Origin of the sequence: Streptomyces sp. NPDC057486 (genome assembly GCF_042802415.1) — a bacterium.
Lineage (GTDB): Bacteria > Actinomycetota > Actinomycetes > Streptomycetales > Streptomycetaceae > Streptomyces > Streptomyces yanii.
Genome location: NZ_JBHVEE010000022.1, coordinates 68,246 through 83,293, shown reverse-complemented (window position 1 = coordinate 83,293; position 15,048 = coordinate 68,246). Strand labels below are relative to the sequence as shown.

At 69.6% G+C, this 15,048-nt stretch carries 15 protein-coding genes; 10 read left to right on the top strand and 5 right to left on the bottom strand.

Annotated elements, in window-relative coordinates; all coding sequences use genetic code 11:
* Positions 1-42: 42 nt before the first annotated feature.
* Positions 43-2,175: an FUSC family protein gene (locus ACFU6I_RS13620; protein ID WP_384365003.1), complete on the top strand. Its 2,133-nt coding sequence runs from the start codon at positions 43-45 to the stop codon at positions 2,173-2,175.
* 22 nt (positions 2,176-2,197) lie between these two features.
* Here the strand turns inward: ACFU6I_RS13620 and ACFU6I_RS13615 are convergent, their stop codons facing one another.
* The gene (locus ACFU6I_RS13615; RefSeq protein WP_384365000.1) at positions 2,198-2,668 is read right to left on the bottom strand and encodes a hypothetical protein; all 471 of its coding nucleotides are present in this window, start codon (positions 2,666-2,668) and stop codon (positions 2,198-2,200) included.
* Between the two features lie 259 nt (positions 2,669-2,927).
* On the opposite strand from ACFU6I_RS13615, the gene ACFU6I_RS13610 reads away from it, so the two are divergent.
* On the top strand, positions 2,928-3,170 hold the full coding sequence (locus tag ACFU6I_RS13610; RefSeq protein ID WP_384364997.1) for a DUF397 domain-containing protein: 243 nt from the start codon (positions 2,928-2,930) through the stop codon (positions 3,168-3,170).
* Between the two features lie 60 nt (positions 3,171-3,230).
* On the opposite strand, the gene ACFU6I_RS13605 is transcribed toward ACFU6I_RS13610, so the two are convergent.
* Entirely contained in the window at positions 3,231-3,755 is a 525-nt protein-coding gene (locus ACFU6I_RS13605) for an ATP-binding protein (protein ID WP_384364994.1), read from the bottom strand.
* A gap of 306 nt (positions 3,756-4,061) precedes the next feature.
* On the opposite strand from ACFU6I_RS13605, the gene ACFU6I_RS13600 reads away from it, so the two are divergent.
* The 6 genes from ACFU6I_RS13600 (at position 4,062) to ACFU6I_RS13575 (ending at position 9,613) form a co-directional block, all read left to right on the top strand.
* Positions 4,062-4,943 (top strand): helix-turn-helix domain-containing protein, encoded by an 882-nt coding sequence (locus ACFU6I_RS13600; protein ID WP_384364991.1) that lies wholly within the window; start codon positions 4,062-4,064, stop codon positions 4,941-4,943.
* Positions 4,944-4,997: 54 nt separating this feature from the next.
* Positions 4,998-6,455 carry an aldehyde dehydrogenase family protein gene (locus tag ACFU6I_RS13595; protein WP_384364988.1) on the top strand — a complete coding sequence of 486 codons (1,458 nt, stop codon included), beginning with the start codon at positions 4,998-5,000 and terminating at the stop codon, positions 6,453-6,455.
* A gap of 103 nt (positions 6,456-6,558) precedes the next feature.
* The gene (locus ACFU6I_RS13590) at positions 6,559-7,110 is read left to right on the top strand and encodes a DinB family protein (protein WP_384364985.1); all 552 of its coding nucleotides are present in this window, start codon (positions 6,559-6,561) and stop codon (positions 7,108-7,110) included.
* An 18-nt stretch (positions 7,111-7,128) separates the two neighbouring features.
* The gene (locus tag ACFU6I_RS13585) at positions 7,129-7,770 is read left to right on the top strand and encodes a PadR family transcriptional regulator (protein ID WP_384364982.1); all 642 of its coding nucleotides are present in this window, start codon (positions 7,129-7,131) and stop codon (positions 7,768-7,770) included.
* A gap of 95 nt (positions 7,771-7,865) precedes the next feature.
* Positions 7,866-8,804: an ATP-binding cassette domain-containing protein gene (locus ACFU6I_RS13580; RefSeq protein ID WP_384364978.1), complete on the top strand. Its 939-nt coding sequence runs from the start codon at positions 7,866-7,868 to the stop codon at positions 8,802-8,804.
* Positions 8,801-9,613 (top strand): ABC transporter permease, encoded by an 813-nt coding sequence (locus tag ACFU6I_RS13575; RefSeq protein WP_384364975.1) that lies wholly within the window; start codon positions 8,801-8,803, stop codon positions 9,611-9,613. The genes ACFU6I_RS13580 and ACFU6I_RS13575 overlap by 4 nt, the downstream gene beginning before the upstream one ends.
* Positions 9,614-9,938: 325 nt before the next feature.
* Here the strand turns inward: ACFU6I_RS13575 and ACFU6I_RS13570 are convergent, their stop codons facing one another.
* Both ACFU6I_RS13570 and ACFU6I_RS13565 read right to left on the bottom strand, forming a co-directional pair.
* Positions 9,939-11,363 (bottom strand): glutamate decarboxylase, encoded by a 1,425-nt coding sequence (locus ACFU6I_RS13570; protein WP_384364972.1) that lies wholly within the window; start codon positions 11,361-11,363, stop codon positions 9,939-9,941.
* A gap of 178 nt (positions 11,364-11,541) precedes the next feature.
* Positions 11,542-12,819, bottom strand: coding sequence for an ion channel protein (locus ACFU6I_RS13565; RefSeq protein WP_384364969.1), 1,278 nt, complete (start codon positions 12,817-12,819; stop codon positions 11,542-11,544).
* 157 nt (positions 12,820-12,976) lie between these two features.
* On the opposite strand from ACFU6I_RS13565, the gene ACFU6I_RS13560 reads away from it, so the two are divergent.
* Positions 12,977-13,735: a MerR family transcriptional regulator gene (locus tag ACFU6I_RS13560; RefSeq protein ID WP_384364966.1), complete on the top strand. Its 759-nt coding sequence runs from the start codon at positions 12,977-12,979 to the stop codon at positions 13,733-13,735.
* A gap of 54 nt (positions 13,736-13,789) precedes the next feature.
* Here ACFU6I_RS13560 and ACFU6I_RS13555 read toward each other — a convergent pair whose 3' ends face one another.
* A complete protein-coding gene (locus tag ACFU6I_RS13555) occupies positions 13,790-14,155 on the bottom strand; it encodes a YbjQ family protein (protein WP_345517468.1) in 366 nt (121 codons plus the stop codon).
* Positions 14,156-14,301: 146 nt separating this feature from the next.
* On the opposite strand from ACFU6I_RS13555, the gene ACFU6I_RS13550 reads away from it, so the two are divergent.
* Positions 14,302-15,018 carry a DedA family protein gene (locus ACFU6I_RS13550; RefSeq protein ID WP_384364963.1) on the top strand — a complete coding sequence of 239 codons (717 nt, stop codon included), beginning with the start codon at positions 14,302-14,304 and terminating at the stop codon, positions 15,016-15,018.
* Positions 15,019-15,048: the final 30 nt, after the last annotated feature.

The following is a 15,048-nucleotide window of genomic DNA, read 5'->3' as shown; positions in this document are numbered from 1 at the left end:
GCCGGAAATCCCCATAAGGGGCATTCCGGCTAGGCTCGGTCCATGAGCTGGCTCCGGGCACTGAGAGAGACCGCCCGCTCGGGGCTGACGATCGAGCGGCGGCGCCTCGAACCGCTCATCGCGATCCGTGGTGCGGCCGGACTCGCCCTGGTCATCGGGGTCGGCCTCGCCTTCTTCGGGCCGGTGGTCGCCGCCAGTTCCGCGTTCGGCGCGTTCCAGGCGGCCATCGCCACCTTCCAGCGCAGCTGGCGCCCCCGGCCCGTCCTGGCCCTGGTCTCCGGTGCGAGTCTCGCGGTATCGACGTTCCTCGGCTATCTCACCGGCGCCCATCTTCCGCTGTTCCTGGCCCTGCTGGTCCTCTGGACGTTCCTGGCCGGGCTGACCTGGGCGGCCGGGCCGACGGGCGGCATCATCGCCGCGTCCAACGTCGGCATCATGCTGGTCACGATCACCCTCCCCACCTCCGTCGCCCAGGCGGCCGTACACGCCGTGATGATCGCGTTCGGCGGGGTCGTCCAGGCGGCGCTGATCGTCCTGTTTCCGGTACGCAGATGGGGCGCCCAGCGCGACGCCCTCGCCGACGCACTGGCGGCGGAGGCCGACTACGCGCGCAGGCTGCGCCACGACCCGGTCGCCGAGTTCGACCCGGTCCCGCTGATGACCGCCCGCAGCGCCGCCGCCGTCACCCCGCGCCAGGCCCGCCACCGCCCCGCCGAGCTGCACGGCTCCCGCGGCCTCGCCGAACGGATCAGGCCGGTGCTCGCCTCGCTCGCGGACCCGGCGGTGGGCGCAACCGTCGAAGGTCCGGAACGCGACCGGGTCCGGGAGCTTCTCGCCGCCGCAGCCTCCGTACTGGACGCCGCGGCCCGCGCCATCCGGCACGGCACCCCGATGCACCTCCCCGCCCCCGCCGTCGCCGCCTTGAGGACCCCCGACACCAGGACGATCCTCACCGGAGCCGCGCGCCGTGCCGCAAGCCGCCTCAGCGCGCTCCTCGCCGATGTCATCGAGACCGCCGAGGGCGACGGGACGAAGGAGGACCGGGCGGAGGCCGACGAAGCGGCCGACACGATCGCCCCGCACCGCCGCCGGCCCACCCTGCTGCGGCTGGTGCCCGTCGTCCTGCGGGCGATGCGCGCCGAACTGCGCCCCGGTTCGCCGATCCTGCGGCACGCCGTCCGGGTCACCGTCGTCGTCGCCGTCGGCTATCTCATCGGCGCCGCCCTGCCGTTCGGTCACGGCTACTGGGCGCCGATGGCCGCCGTCATGGTGATGCGGCCGGAGTTCTCCCAGACGTACGCCCGAGCCGCGGGCCGGTTCGGCGGCACGATCGTCGGGGTCTTCGTCGCCACCGCCATCGTCCAGGCCACCCACCCCGGTGCGGGTCCCGCCGCCGCGCTCGCCATCGTCTGCGCCCTGCTGATGTACCTCCTGATGCGCACCGGGTACGTGGTCGGCCAGGCGTGCGTCTCCGCGTACGTCGTCTTCCTGCTCGGCATGGCGGGCGAAGCCTGGTCGCAGACCGTGGGCGAACGCGTCGTCCTCACCCTGGTGGGCGGGCTCCTCGCGATGATCTCGTATGCCGTCTACCCGGCCTGGGAAACCCCTCGGCTGCGCAACCGGCTCGGCGACTGGCTGGCGGCCGACGGGCGGTACGCCGCCAGCGCCGTCGACCAGTACGCGGATCCGGCGGAGCGCGGCCCCGAGGACGTCCGCGCCGCGCTGCTCGTCTCCCGCGAAGCCCGTGTGGCCTGGCAGGAGGCGGTCGCGAGGGCCCAGCACGAACCCGTGCGCCACCGCGGCCTCTCCCGCACGGCCGCCGAGGACGCCCAGCACGCCCTCGCCCAGCTGGGCCGGGCCGCGATGCTGATGGAGGCGCATCTGCCGGAGGGTGATGCCACCCCCGTCCCCGCCGCCGCGCAGCTCGCCGACGCACTGCGCCGGGCCACCGAGCAGGGCGCGAAGGACGTGCGGGAGCGCCGCGCACCGCGCTGGGAGGCGGTCCGTGAGGCGCTGGAGCGGTGGGACGAGGAGGACGAGCGGCGCGGGCGAACATCCGATCCGGTCGTACGGAACGGAGCCGATCTGCTGCTGGAGTCCCTGGAGGAGTTCTCCCGGGCGCTGGACACCGGCGCGGGCGACCGGCCCGGGACGAGCGGTGCCGGACGGAGCTGACCGGCCCGGCACCGCTCCCGCGTCAGGGGGTGGGCAGGCCCGGCAGTCCCGTCGGCAGTGCACCCGGCTCCGTCTTGGCCAGCGTGTCCTTGCTGCCGGCGTCCCACTCCACGACGATCGTCCTGCCGTCGTTGGACGCGATGGTTCCCATGGTGCGGGCGGTGTCGCCGTCGGTGCACTTCAGTGCCAGCATCACCTTGCCCATGTCCTTCACCTCGCCCGAGCAGACGTGGGCGTCGGCGACGAGCGCGGCCTTGCCGGCGGTGACGGACAGGGCGACGGCCTTGCCGTCGGTCACCCCGGCCCACGTCCCGTCGAGCGCCGCGGCGTCTCCCGCGGAACCGCTGTCGCCGCCGGCGGCGGGTGCCGAGGTGGGCCCGTCGGCAGCGCCGGTGTCCGAGTCGCTCTTCCCGCTGTCACTGCCGCAACCCGTCAGTGCGACCGCGACGGCCAGACCCGCGACGACGGCGCCGGTTCGTACGAGTGGGTGCACCTGGAATTCCCCCTTGTTGATGAAAGACCGCCCAAAGTTACCAGGGTGTGCGGATCGATTTGCGGGGCAACTCCTGCTGCCGGGAGCCAAATAGACGCTCCGACCGTCTATCTCTCCGGAGAGCGGGCAGACGGGCGAAGGTAAAGCTGTAATCAAGAGAACACCCCGCGTGCACGTGCATCTGCTCATGCATCGGCATATGAACACAGCTATGATCCGAACCAGTTGACACTTGCACCTTGCAACTCGGGAGCGTCCTGTGCACCACGTGTACAACGGCATGGCCGCCACAGAGCTTCGCGGAGTCGTCTGGCAGAAGAGCAGGCACAGCAACTCCCAGGGATCCTGCGTGGAGTTCGCCAAGTTGCCCGACGGGGGTGTGGCGATGCGGAATTCACGCCACCCCGACGGGCCCGCCCTGGTCTATACGCCGGCCGAGATAGAGGCGCTGCTGCTCGGCGTGAAGGACGGGGAGTTCGATCACCTGATAGCGGGCGGCTGACCGCCGTACGGGCGGAAAACGCAGGCCTTGCGCGCGGAACGCCGCGCCGGGATTCGTGCGTCAGACGGTGTCGGAGAGCCGGAACAGAGCCCAGACCACCTTGCCGCGCAGGGCCTGCGAGCCCGCGGGCGGATGCTCCGGTCCCGGTGCGGGGGACGGGTGCCAGCCCCAGCCGTCACTGAACGACTCGACCAGGAACAGGCCGCGGCCCGACTCCGCCGAGTCCGGCGCCTCGGACGCCACCGGACTCGCCTGACTGGGGTCGCGCACCGCGCACACCAGGCGTGAGGACCAGCGCATCAAGTGCAGCTTCACCGGAGCCTCCTGAGGGTCCCTCGGGGCGTCCTCGGGCAGTGCGTGCCGCAGTGCGTTGGTGACGAGTTCGGAGACGACCAGGGCGACGTCGTCGAAACGGTCGCTCAGCTCCCACCGGGCCAGCGTCGCCTTGGTGAACTGGCGGGCCCCACCGACGGCTTCGTACCGGGCCGGCAGGGTGCAGGTGGCTGATCCGGAGGCGGCTGAGGGATCGATGGGGGGAAGCCCCTGCCGTAACGGCCCGAGCATCGTCGATCCATTCGTCCCCATGCGAGGCACTCCCGGGATTCGCGGCTGTAGCGGTACTGCGGTGGTACAGCGGCACAACACGAACGAACACGCACGTGCGCGGGGCCCATGGTTCCGAATGCGCTGAGCAGATGCAAGGGCAGATGCACGTGCACGCGCCGGACCTGTCCGACCCCGTGCCGGTTCTTGCTCATTTCTTCCTGCCGGTAGTTTCATGGCTTTCTGTAAGTCTTCTCATTTCTGTAATCGAATGAGTACGGGCTGAAGCGTTTTGATGGCAGAATCCGGCACTTGGGGTTCAGGGGGTGCCCCGATGCCCGGGAAGCGATGGGGAGGGTTGGATCAGTGGTGGCAGGCGAGTCGAGTGGATCCGTGGTGCGGCGCATCCTGCTGGGCTCTCAGCTCAGGCGGCTGCGCGACTCGCGCGGCATCACCCGCGAGGCGGCCGGCTACTCCATCCGCGCTTCCGAATCGAAGATCAGCCGCATGGAGTTGGGACGGGTGAGCTTCAAGGCCAGGGACGTCGAGGACCTGCTCACGCTCTACGGGGTCACGGACGAGGTGGAGCGCGACTCGCTCCTCGGCCTGGCGCGCGAGGCCAACGTGGCGGGCTGGTGGCACAGTTACGGAGACGTGCTGCCAGGATGGTTCCAGACATACATCGGTCTGGAGGGGGCGGCCTCGCTCATCCGGATCTACGAAGTCCAGTTCGTCCACGGCCTGTTGCAGACCGAGGCGTATGCGCACGCCGTCGTCTCCCGCGGCATGTCCGGCGCCCCCGCCGCCGAGATCGACCGCCGGGTCGCGCTCCGGCTCGAGCGACAGAAGGTCCTCGTCTCCGAACGTGCCCCGAGCTTCCATGCCGTACTGGACGAAGCGGCACTGCGCCGCCCGTACGGCGAACGCGAGGTGATGCGCGAGCAATTGAGGCATCTGATCGAGATGTCGGAACAGCCGAACATCACGCTTCAAGTGATGCCCTTCAGTTTTGGCGGGCATGCCGGAGAGAGCGGCTCCTTCACGATGCTGCGATTCCCGGAATCCGATCTGTCGGACATTGTCTATTTGGAGCAGCTGACAAGTGCGCTCTATCTGGACAAGGCCGAGGAAGTCGCCCAGTACGAAAAGGCGATGACGCGACTCCACCACGACAGTCCGGGTCCCGAGGAGAGTCGTGATCTGCTCCGCGGCCTTCTCCAACTCTCCTGATTCATCAGTACGATGACGTATCAACGGGAGTCTGCACCTGCAGTAAGGGATCGCATGTCCTTCTTCAACGAGCTGGCCAACCAGTACATCGACGGTGAGTGGCGGACCGGCACGGGCTCGTGGGACATCATCGATTTCAATCCGTTCAACGGGGAAAAGCTCGCCGCCATCACCGTCGCCACCGCGCAGGAGGTCGACGAGGCCTACCGAGCCGCCGAGCGCGCCCAGCGGGTCTGGGCCACCACCAACCCCTACGAACGCCGCCTCGTCCTCGAACGCGCCCTGCGTATAACCGAGGAGCGCACCGAGGACATCATCGGGGCGATCAACGACGAACTGGGCGGCACCCGGCTCAAGGCGGAGTTCGAGATCGGCTGCGCCAAGGACTTCCTGCGCGAGGCGATCCAGCAGGCGGTGCGCCCCGAGGGGCGGATCCTGCCGTCCCCGGTGGACGGCAAGGAGAACCGTGTCTACCGGCTGCCCGTCGGCGTCATAGGCGTGATCAGCCCGTTCAACTTTCCCTTCCTGGTGTCGATGAAGTCGGTCGCACCGGCCCTGGCGCTCGGCAACGCGGTCGTCATCAAGCCCAACCAGAACGCTCCCGTCGTCGGTGGCGGCCTGATCGCCAAGATCTTCGAGGACGCCGGGCTGCCCGCCGGACTCCTCAACGTCCTGGTCACCGACATCGCCGAGATCGGCGACGCGCTGATAGCGCACCCCGTGCCCAAGGTGATCTCCTTCGCCGGCTCGGACCGGGTCGGCCGCCATGTCGGTGCGACCGCGGGCGGACTCTTCAAGCGGACCATCCTCGAACTCAGCGGCAACAGCGCCCTGGTGGTGCTGGACGACGCGGACATCGACTACGCGGTCGACGCGGCCGTCTTCAGCCGCTTCGTCTACCAGGGGCAGGTCTGCATGGCCGCCAACCGCATCCTGGTGGACCGTTCCCTCGCGCCCGAGTTCACCGAGAAGTTCATCGCCAAGGTGGCGGCGCTCAGGACCGGCGACCCGCGCGACCCCGAAACCCAGATCGGCCCGGTCATCAACACCTTCCAGGCCGACGCGCTGACCGCGCTGGTCGACCAGGCGGTCGCCGAAGGTGCCACGGCGCTCGTTCGGGGCGGTACCCGCGGCAATCTCGTCGAGCCGACCGTCCTCGCGGGGCTCCCGGACGACTCGCCGCTGCTCGCCCAGGAGATCTTCGGTCCGGTGGCGCTGCTGATGACGTTCGACGGCGAGGAGGAGGCCGTACGGATCGCCAATGACACTCCGTACGGGCTGAGTGGCGCCGTGCACACCGGGAACGCCGAGCGCGGGGTGCGGTTCGCGCAGCGCATCGTCACCGGAATGTTCCACGTCAACGACTCCACGATCGCGGACGACCCGATGGTGGCGTTCGGCGGCGAGAAGTTCTCCGGGACCGGGCGGCTGAACGGCGACGCCACCGTGGAGGCGTTCACCACCCAGAAGTGGATCTCGATCCAGCACGGCCGGACGGAATTCTCTCTCTGACACCCGCCTGTTGAGGACGGAAGTTGTCCGCAAGGGTCCGTAGCTTGGTCGGTGTCAGGAAGACACCGAGCGCAGGCTCGAACGGCCCCGAAGGGCGGACATCATGGTCACTCACGTTCCCGCAGAGGCGCACGGCGACGAGCGCGGTGCGCTCCTCTCCTTCGTCGAGGCCCAGCGCGGCGCGATCCGGCGCTCGCTGCTCGGACTCACCGAGGAACAGGCGGCGAGCCGGCCCAGCGTCAGTGAACTCTCCCTCTCCGGGCTGCTCAAGCATGTCGCGGAGACCGAGCTGAACTGGCTGCGCCTCGCCCAGCAGCGCCCCAACGAGAAGGCCCGCACCGAGGAGACCTGGGCGGACAGCTTCCGGCTGGTCGGGGACGAGACGGTCCCGCAGTTGCTGGAGTTCTGGGCGAAGGTCGCGGCGGAGACCGAGGGGTTCATCCACTCGGTGGAGAGCATGAACGACACGTTCCCGCTGCCCGAGGCGCCCTGGTTCCCGAAGGGCCAGCGCTGCTCGATGCGCTGGCTGCTGATCCATCTCGTCGAGGAGATCGCCCGGCACTCCGGGCACGCGGACATCATCCGGGAGTCCCTGGACGGCCGGACCGCGTTCGAACTGGTCGCCGAGGAGGCGGGCTATTCTAGTCAAAGTTGAATAGGAAGGGTGGGTGGGATGTCCGCGATCCGGCTGCTGGTCCTCGGTGCCGTGCGCCAGCACGGCCGGGCGCACGGCTATCAGGTCCGCAACGACCTGGAGTACTGGGGCGCCCACGAGTGGTCCAACGCCAAGCCGGGGTCGGTCTACCACGCCCTGAAGCAGATGGCGAAGCAAGGGCTGCTGATCGCCCATGAGGTCGCCCCGAGCACCGCGGGCGGCCCGCCCCGTACCGAGTACGAGATCACCGAGAAGGGCGCCGAGGAGTACCTCGCCCTGCTGCGTGCGGCGCTGACCTCGTACGACCAGAAGATGGACGTGCTGTCGGCGGGAATCGGCTTCATCGTCGACCTGGAACGGTCCGAAGCGGTCGCGCTGCTCAAGGAGCGGGTGGCGGGGCTGGCGGCCTGGCGGGCCTCGGTCACCGAGTACTACACGCCCGAGGACGGGCCCGAGTCGCTCGGTCACATCGGCGAGATCATGAACATGTGGGTCCACTCGGCGGATGCGGGGGCCGAGTGGACCCGGGGGCTGATCGAGCGGATCGAGGGCGGCGCCTACACCTTCGCGGGGGAGGGTGATCCGTTCGTCGGGGTACTCGCCGAGGGTGAGGAGAACCCGTACGCGACCGGTGTCCCGGATCCCGGGGATCTCGACTGATTAAGTTTGACGAATGGGTTGGATCCAGTTACCTTTCCCCATCTAGTCAAGTTTGACTAGATGGCCTTCGGCGGAAACGAGAGGGTGTGGCGAGGGTGGCGGACGCGATCGTTCTCGACGATGTGCACAAGAGGTACAAGGGCAGACGCGCCCTGGACGGCCTCGATCTCACGGTCGGCCGAGGCACGGTGCACGCCGTGCTGGGGCCCAACGGTGCGGGCAAGACCACGGCCGTACGCATCCTGTCCACGCTGCTCCGCCCCGACAGGGGCCGGGCCGAGGTGGTCGGGTTCGACGTACGGAGCGAAGCCGGTGAGGTCCGGCGGCGGATCGGACTGCTCGGGCAGCACGCCGCCCTCGACGAGCAGCTCGACGGGCGGCAGAACCTGGAGATGTTCGGCCGGCTGTACCATCTGGGCGCACGCCGGGCGGGCATACGGGCCGACGGACTGCTGGCCCGCTTCGGGCTCGCGGACACCGGCCGCAAGCCGGTCGAGAAGTACAGCGGCGGTATGCGCCGACGGCTCGATCTGGCCGCGTCCCTCATCACCGACCCCGAGGTGCTCTTCCTGGACGAGCCGACGACCGGACTCGACCCGCGCGGCCGCGCCGAGGTGTGGTCGTCGGTGCGCTCCCTGGTCGGAGGGGGCACGACGGTCCTGTTGACGACGCAGTACCTGGAGGAGGCCGACCAACTGGCGGACCGGATCTCGCTGATCGACGGCGGCCGGGTGGTCGCGGACGGCACCGCCGACACATTGAAGGCGCGGGTGGGCGGGGACCGTATCGATGTCGTCGTCCGTGACGCATCCCAACTGGAGTCCGCTGCGGCGCTCCTGACGGACGGCGCGGTTCTCGACGCCGACCGGCGGCTGATCGGGGCGCCCGCCGGGGACCGGATGGCGACACTCACCCGTGCGGTGCGGGCGCTGCAGGAGGCGGGGATCGAGGCGGACGACATCGCGGTGCGCCGCCCCACTCTCGACGAGGTCTTCATGGCGCTCACGGGCGCGGACACGGAGGTTGCCGCATGAGTGCTATCGGTGCGCGCGCCGGCACGAGCGCGGCCGGCTGGGTGCTGGCCGATTCGTGGACGATGACCCGGCGCGAACTCGCCCACTGGGTGCGGCAGCCGGTGCGGATCGTCGTCGGTCTGGCCTTTCCCGTGATGCTGCTGCTGATGTTCACGTATCTGGTCGGCGGCGGCCGAGGCGTCGACGGTGACCACGCCGAGTTCCTCGTGCCCGGCATGCTCGCGCTGACCATGGCGTTCGGCCTGGAGGCGACCATGCTCGCGGTCACCCAGGACCTCACCAAGGGCGTCATCGACCGGTTCCGCGCCATGCCGATGTTCTCCGGCTCGGTGCTGGTCGGCAGGAGCGTCGCGGACATGCTCCAGTCGGTGGCGGCGCTCGCGGTGATGATCGGCGTCGGGTACGCGGTCGGCTGGCGCTGGCACAACGGGCTCACCGCGGCTCTGGGCGCGGTCGGGCTGCTCCTGCTGCTGCGGTTCGCGATGCTGTGGACCGGCATCCAGCTGGCGATGGTGGCGGGGAGGCCCGAGATGGTGCAGGCGGTGCAGATTCTGGTCTGGCCGATCGGCTTCCTCTCCAACGTCTTCGCGGTACCGGAGTCGATGCCGGGCGGGCTGGGCGCGGTCGTCGAGTGGAACCCGATGTCGGCGACGGCCACGGCGGTCCGCGGGCTGTTCGGCAACCCCGGCGGCTCCGGAGGTTCATGGGCGGCCGCCCATGCCGAACTTCTCGCGGTGGCCTGGCCGGTGGCGCTGATCGCGGTGTTCTTCCCGCTGGCGGTGCGGAGGTTCGCCCGACTCGGCGGCTAAGGGCTGTCCCGTAATCCCTGGCGGGCGCACGACGACAGTTACGGCACCTCGCTGCGTTGTCGGAACGCCCGAATACGCCCAGTATGAGGACGGCCCTCCGCCTTGCGATCGCACGCACCGGACGCTGCCGGGCCCACCCTTCGGGCGGACGGCGGGACTTCCGACACACGCCCCAGTGCTGCGACCGGAAAGGTTTGCCGGGAAGCTCGTTGCGTCCGGCACGGGAGACCCCATCCGAGGGCGTCCGGCCGCCGTGCGATCGCACGCACCGGACGATATGGGGCAGACATTGCCGGTCACGGCACCGGAACCGCCGGGCCCTGCCTCAGTGGTGGAACGCCGTCGGCACGTTCCGGTCGTGGCTCAGCGGATGCCGCTGGGAGCGGAGGTCGGGCAGCAGCAGGCGCAGGTCCTCCATGAGCAGTTCCGCGAGGTCCGAGGAGAAACCGTTGCGGCACACCACCCGGAGCACCGACAGGTCCTGTCGGTTGGCGGGGAAGGTGTATGCGGGCACCAGCCAGCCGTGCTCGCGCAGCCGGCGCGACACGTCGAAGACGTCGTACGCCCGCACATCGGGCGTGGTCGTCAGCGCGAAGACGGGCAACTCCTCGCCCCGGGTGAGGAGGTGGAAGTCGCCCAGCTTCTCGATCTGGGCGGCGAGTGTGCTCGCCACATCGCGGGACGCCTGCTGAACGGCCCGGTAGCCCTCCCGCCCCAGCCGCAGGAAGGTGTAGTACTGAGCCGCCACCTGGGCTCCGGGCCGGGAGAAGTTCAGTGCGAAGGTCGGCATGTCGCCGCCCAGGTAGTTGACCCGGAAGACGAGATCCTCGGGAAGTTCGGCGGGCGAGCGCCACAGCGCCCAGCCGACACCCGGATAGACCAGGCCGTACTTGTGCCCGGAGGTGTTGATGGACGACACCCGGGGAAGCCGGAAGTCCCACACCAGCTCCTCGTCCAGGAACGGCGCCACCATCGCCCCGGACGCACCGTCGACATGGACGGGGATGTCGAGCCCGGTGCGCTCCTGCAGCGCGTCCAGGGCGGCGCAGAGATCAGCGATGGGCTCGTACGAACCGTCGAAGGTGGAGCCCAGGATTCCGACGACACCGATGGTGTTCTCGTCGCAGAGTTCGGCGGCGGCCTGCGGGTCGAGATGGAAGCGGCCGCCCTCCATCGGGACCTGCCGGGCCTCGACCTCCCAGAAGTTGCAGAACTTGTCCCAGCAGACCTGCACATTGATGCCCATGACCAGATTGGGCCGGGCGGTCGCCGGGTAGCGGTCGGCGTTCCTGGCCGCCCAGCGTCGTTTGAGCGCCAGGCCGGCGAGCATGCAGGCCTCGCTGGATCCGGTGGTCGAACAGCCCACGGCCGTCGACGGGTCGGGGGCGTTCCACAGGTCGGCGAGCATCGCCACACAGCGCCGCTCCAGCTCGGCGGTGCGCGGGTACTCGTCCTTGTCGATCATGTTCTTGTCCCGGCACTCGCCCATCAGCACCCCGGCCTCGGGCTCCATCCAGGTGGTGACGAAAGTGGCGAGATTGAGCCGGGAGTTGCCGTCGAGCATCAGCTCGTCATGGACGAGTCCGTACGCGGTGGAGGGCGGCAGCGGACCGTCGGGCAGCTGGTGCCTGGGCGGCGCGGACGTCATGCCCGCGGTCGGGTCCGCCTCCCCGAAAAAGGGGTTGAGGGCGAGCCTGCGGCGCTCCGCGGACTGTTCCCTGCCGTGGTTCGAACCCTGATGGAGAGGCATCGGCGGACAGCCCTTCTCGGCTGGTGGTGGTTCCGGCGGGTGGTCTGCTCCGTGCCCGGGGTCGGTTCCCGGCCGCGAGGCCGTCGTCCGTGGGGCAAGCGAGGCATGACCATATGAATGCGACGATACGGACAACTGCTGTGACCGGCGCGTCGGACGGGGCCGGGAGGGGCCCGGCTCACCGCAGCGGTGTGCCGTCCGCGTGCAGCTGCATCTGTGGCCGTCCGGTCACCAGAAGCCAGGTCGGCAGTGAGGCGAAGGCGAGCAGCGGCATTACGGCCGAGTCGCTGACCAGCACCGCCGCCGTGAACAGGCTCAGCCAGCCCTGCCGGGTGACGGCCAGCAGGACCCCCAGCACCGCGCTCGGCACCGCGAGGGCCAACGGCACCGTGTCGACCAGTGCATGGGCGCACATGCCGAGAGCGACGCCCACGAAGACGGCCGGGAAGATCCGCCCGCCCCGGAAGCCGCAGGTCGCGGCGATCACCAGGGCGGCCGTCTTCACCGCGGCCATGGTGGCGAACTCCCCGGCCGACCAGCCGCTCGGATCGGCGCTGAGCTCCTTCACCTCGTCCAGCCCCTTGAAGAGGGTGAGATGGCCGCCGAGGGTGCCGAGCAGCCCGAGCAGCAGACCGCCGGCGGTCAGCATCAGGACCGGATGCCGCAGTGCGCGGAACGCCCGGTGCGTGTACGGCACCGCGTACACCGCCGCCAGACCGAGCGCCGCCCCCGCCGAGGCGATCACGGTCGACGCGAGCAGGTCGACCCAGTGGGCTCCCGGGTACGGCGGAAGCGAGAGGTCGAAGCTGGGATGGGCCAGCAGTGTCATGGTGAGCGCCCCCGCGACACCCGCCGCGAGCGGGGCGAAGAGCCGGTCCCAGAGCGCGCCCGGTTCGCGGCCGCCCGCGCTGAGCGACTCGGTGAGGATCAGGGCCGCGGCGACCGGGTTGCCGAAGAGGGCGCCGATCGTCCCGGCCGAGGCGAGCGTGATCCAGAGGTCGGCCCTACTGTCCGGGGCGGCCCGGCGGCCCAGCCAGAAGGCGAGCGCGACGTTGGCGGCGGTGATCGGGTTCTCGGGCCCCAGGCTGACCCCGCCCGCCAGCGCCAGCACCGTCACGACCAGCAGTCCGGGGAGGACGTCCGGAGGCAGAGGCGGGTCGACCAGCCCGGTGGTGGCCGGATCGGGGCCCGCGTGGCCGTGCACCGTGCGGACGACCAGCCCGACGGCGAGGCCGGTCGCGGTGAGCATCACGATCATCCACAGCGAGGAGTACCGGCCGATGGAGAGCGCGTCGGGAAGCGTCTTCCAGAGCACGTCCTGGAGTTGCTCGGCGAGCAGGCTGACGGCGAGCAGGATCAGGGCCGAGGCCGTCCCGACGACCAGGGCGGGCACGATGAGGGGCAGCAGCCGGCGCGCCGGGGTGGGCTGGGCGAGAGCGACGGAGTCGGAGGCCATCGGGTCACCATAACGATGCAAAAGCCGTATAACTCAGCCATTGCATCGGGGTGTGAGGGCCATTTCGTGCTTGCACCTCACGTCGCGTCAGGGCTCAGGCTCGGGTCCGTACAGAAGCACCGGCGTACGGAGCGGAAGCAGAAGGGAGTGGAGAGCCGTGGACTTTTCCGTGGGACAGGTCGCCGGGTTCGCCGGAGTCACGGTGCGCACCCTGCACCACTACGACGGGATCGGACTGCTCTCGCCCGGCGGGCGCAGCCACGCGGGCCACCGGCGTTACAGCGATGCCGACCTCGACCGGCTGCAGCAGATCCTGTTCTACCGGGAACTCGGCTTCCCGCTCGAAGAGATCGCGGTGCTGCTCGACGACCCGGACGCGGATCCGCAGGACCACCTGCGCCGCCAGCACGCGTTGCTGTCCGGCCGGATCGCCGAACTCCAGAAGATGGCCGCCGCCGTCGAAACAGCCATGGAGGCACGGAAGATGGGTATCAATCTCACGCCCGAGGAGAAGTTCGAGATCTTCGGGGCCAAGGACCCGGAGGAGCACGCGGAGGAGGCGGAGCGCCGTTGGGGCTCCACCGCCACGTACGCGGAGTCGCAGCGCCGGGTGGCCGGCTACACCAAGGACGACTGGAAGCGGATGCAGGCCGAGGTCGCCGAGTGGAGCGAGGCGTACACCGCGGTGATGGAGGCGGGCGAACCCGCCACGGGGGAGCGGGCGACGGAGCTCGCCGAGGCGCACCGGCTCCACATCTCCACGTGGTTCTACGAGTGCACCTACGAGATCCACCGCGGGCTCGGCGAGATGTACGTCAGCGATCCGCAGTTCCGCGCCTACTACGAGTCGATCGGACCCGGCCTGGCCGAACACCTGCGGGATGCGATCAACGCCAACGCGGAGCGCCGGGCGTAACGCCGGGTACGGGGGCCGAGAGCGCCTCGGCCCCCGTCGGTGCCCGTCGGGACGTCAGGCCTTCTCGACGACGGCCGCCGTGCCGTACGCGCAGACCTCCGTGCCGACGTCGGCCGCCTCCGTCACATCGAACCGCATCATCAGCACCGCGTTGGCGCCGCGCGCCTTCGCCTGCTCGACAAGCCGCTCCATGGCCTGATTGCGGGTCTGGACGAGGGTCTTGGTCAGCCCCTTCAGCTCGCCGCCGATCATCGACTTCAGCCCGGCGCCGATCTGGCTGCCGAGGTGACGCGAGCGCACGGTCAGGCCGAACACCTCACCGATCACCCGGGTCACCCGGTACCCGGGGACGTCGTTCGTGGTGACGATCAGGACATCGGACTGTGCCGTCTGCCCGCCGCCGTAATCCTCAATGCCCATCGTGTGGCACCTCCTGGGGACAGCTTTGTCCCGGTTCGCCCTGTGTGCATCCCCGCGCGGTGCACTGGAACCCGGAGCTGTCTTCCGGCGTTGATAGCTTTGGGCGGCCACGCAGCTGCCATCGACCGATCCTGGAGCCCGGACCCTTGAATACGCTTGCGCTCGGACCGAGCTGGCTGGACCCGGACTATCTCATCGGGCAGTTCGGACTGCTCGGTGTGCTGGTCATCGTCTTCGCCGAGTCCGGGCTGTTGATCGGCTTCTTCCTGCCCGGCGACTCCCTGCTGTTCACCACGGGTCTGCTGGTGACGACGGACAAGCTGCACACCCCGCTGTGGCTGGTCTGCGTCCTGGTGGCGCTGGCGGCGATCATCGGCGACCAGGTGGGCTATCTCTTCGGCCGCAAGGTCGGACCTTCGCTCTTCAAGCGCCCCGACTCCCGCCTCTTCAAGCAGGAGAACGTCGAGAAGGCCCACGAGTTCTTCGAGAAGTACGGGCCGAAGTCGCTGATCCTGGCCCGCTTCGTGCCCGTCGTGCGTACGTTCACGCCGATCATCGCCGGTGTGAGCCGGATGAACTACCGCTCGTTCATCACGTTCAACATCATCGGCGGTGTGCTCTGGGGCGTCGGGGTCACACTGCTCGGCGCCGCGCTCGGGCAGATCGAGTTCGTCCGCAAGAACATCGAGGCGATGCTCATCCTGATCGTGCTGATCTCGGTGGTGCCGATCGCGATCGAGTTCCTGCGCGCCCGCAGCAGGTCGAAGAAGGAAGCGGCCGCCGGGGGCGGCGATGACCGGGGCCCGATCGCCGGCGGTGGCGCCCCGTCCACGGGTCAGCGCGGCCGCCACGCCAGGCGCTGACCGCTGCTCGATACGGGGCCCGTACCCGGG

What these genes read in the sequence shown, in the direction of transcription:
- ACFU6I_RS13620 (WP_384365003.1), top strand. Translation starts at nt 43, where the DNA reads ATGAGCTGGCTCCGGGCACTGAGAGAGACCGCCCGCTCGGGGCTGACG.
- ACFU6I_RS13605 (WP_384364994.1), bottom strand. Translation starts at nt 3,755, where the DNA reads ATGGGGACGAATGGATCGACGATGCTCGGGCCGTTACGGCAGGGGCTT.
- ACFU6I_RS13600 (WP_384364991.1), top strand. Translation starts at nt 4,062, where the DNA reads ATGGGGAGGGTTGGATCAGTGGTGGCAGGCGAGTCGAGTGGATCCGTG.
- ACFU6I_RS13595 (WP_384364988.1), top strand. Translation starts at nt 4,998, where the DNA reads ATGTCCTTCTTCAACGAGCTGGCCAACCAGTACATCGACGGTGAGTGG.
- ACFU6I_RS13590 (WP_384364985.1), top strand. Translation starts at nt 6,559, where the DNA reads ATGGTCACTCACGTTCCCGCAGAGGCGCACGGCGACGAGCGCGGTGCG.
- ACFU6I_RS13585 (WP_384364982.1), top strand. Translation starts at nt 7,129, where the DNA reads ATGTCCGCGATCCGGCTGCTGGTCCTCGGTGCCGTGCGCCAGCACGGC.
- ACFU6I_RS13575 (WP_384364975.1), top strand. Translation starts at nt 8,801, where the DNA reads ATGAGTGCTATCGGTGCGCGCGCCGGCACGAGCGCGGCCGGCTGGGTG.
- ACFU6I_RS13570 (WP_384364972.1), bottom strand. Translation starts at nt 11,363, where the DNA reads ATGCCTCTCCATCAGGGTTCGAACCACGGCAGGGAACAGTCCGCGGAG.
- ACFU6I_RS13565 (WP_384364969.1), bottom strand. Translation starts at nt 12,819, where the DNA reads ATGGCCTCCGACTCCGTCGCTCTCGCCCAGCCCACCCCGGCGCGCCGG.
- ACFU6I_RS13555 (WP_345517468.1), bottom strand. Translation starts at nt 14,155, where the DNA reads ATGGGCATTGAGGATTACGGCGGCGGGCAGACGGCACAGTCCGATGTC.